This is a genomic window from Paracraurococcus ruber (assembly GCF_004353985.1).
GTDB lineage: Bacteria > Pseudomonadota > Alphaproteobacteria > Acetobacterales > Acetobacteraceae > Paracraurococcus > Paracraurococcus ruber.
Genome location: NZ_SMOA01000575.1, coordinates 1 through 1306, shown reverse-complemented (window position 1 = coordinate 1306; position 1306 = coordinate 1). Strand labels below are relative to the sequence as shown.

The window sequence follows — 1306 nt, the reverse complement described above, 5'->3', positions numbered from 1 at the left end:
CCGCGAAGCCCGCCGCCACCAAGCCGGCGCCGGCCAGCGCCGCCAAGCGCGCCTTCGCGGCCGGGCCGGATGCGGCGCCGAAGCGGCCGCGCAAGCCGAAGGTCGCGCCCGACCGGCTGGAGATGCTGGTCGCCGCCGCCCGTACCAGCCTCGAGGACGACAAGGCCGAGGACATCCTCGTGCTGGACGTCACCGGCCGGTCCGATGTCACCGACCGCCTGATCATCGCCACCGGCCAGGTGGAGCGGCAGCTTCAGGCCATGGCGGTCCATGTGGAGGAGGCGCTGGAGAAGGCCGGGATGAGCCTGCGCCGCAACCAGATCCAGGCCTCGCCCGACTGGGTGCTGATCGATGCCGGCGACTTGGTCATCCACCTGTTCCGGCCCGAGGCGCGGGCAACCTATGCGCTGGAGCGGATGTGGGGCCCGGAGAGCCCAGCGCCCGAGCGCTAGGGCCTGCGGCGGCCGCGATCGCTCGCGCGGCATGCTCGGGACCGCTGGTTTCCCTGCGTCCGGCTCCGTTCGGACGGGGCCGCCTGAACGCCATCCGCCCGGGTGCGGCCCGCGCCGGGTGGCGGCGGGTCGGCGGGGACTGCTCCGCGTCATCGGCCGCTGCCGCATCCGGGCCCGGGGTGCGCGGTGCCGGGCCGCCGCCGACGCGCCGTGCCAAGCGCCGGTCGCGGCGGTCCCGGTGCCGGCCGTCGGGTCTCGGCCAGCCGGGCGGGCGGCGATGACCGCCAGCCCGGACGGCGCCGGGAGGTGGCCTTGAAGCCGCCCCGCCTGCTGTTGATCGGCCGGCTGAAGCCAGGGCCGGAACTGGCGCTGTTCGAGCACTACAATGCCCGGCTCCGCCCGCCCTTCGCGGTGACCGAACTGCCGGAAGCCCGCGGCAGCGCCGCGGAGGTCCGGCGGCGGGAAGGCGCGGCGCTGCTCGCCGCCCTGCCGGAGGGCGCCTGGCTGGTCGCGCTGGACCTCGGCGGCCAGGCCCCGGCCAGCGAGGCGCTGGCGGCGCTGGCGGCGCGCTGGGAGGACACCGGCCGGGCGCTGGCCTTCGCCATCGGCGGAGCGGAGGGGCTGGACCCGGCGGTGCTGGCCCGGGCCGATCACCGCCTCTCGCTCGGGCCGCTGACCTGGCCGCATTTCCTGGTCCGCGGCCTGCTGGCCGAGCAGTGGTACCGCGTGCAGGCGATCCGCGCCGGCCATCCCTATCACCGGGCCTGGCGGCCGGGCTGAGCCGCGCCGCCGCAAGGCCCGCTGCGGCGCACGGGCGGCCGCCCGGCGCGCTCCGGCGCCCGGGGTGCCCGCAC

General features: G+C 77.7%; 2 protein-coding genes. Both read left to right on the top strand.

Annotated features, from left to right (window positions below; all coding sequences use genetic code 11):
* Positions 1 to 452, top strand: a 452-nt coding sequence (rsfS, locus tag E2C05_RS31855; RefSeq protein ID WP_240046988.1) for a ribosome silencing factor, incomplete at its 5' end; no start/stop codon positions are given.
* Positions 453 to 764: 312 nt separating this feature from the next.
* Positions 765 to 1232, top strand: a complete 468-nt coding sequence (locus E2C05_RS31850) for a 23S rRNA (pseudouridine(1915)-N(3))-methyltransferase RlmH (protein ID WP_240046987.1) — start codon at positions 765 to 767, stop codon at positions 1230 to 1232.
* Positions 1233 to 1306 lie beyond the last annotated feature (74 nt).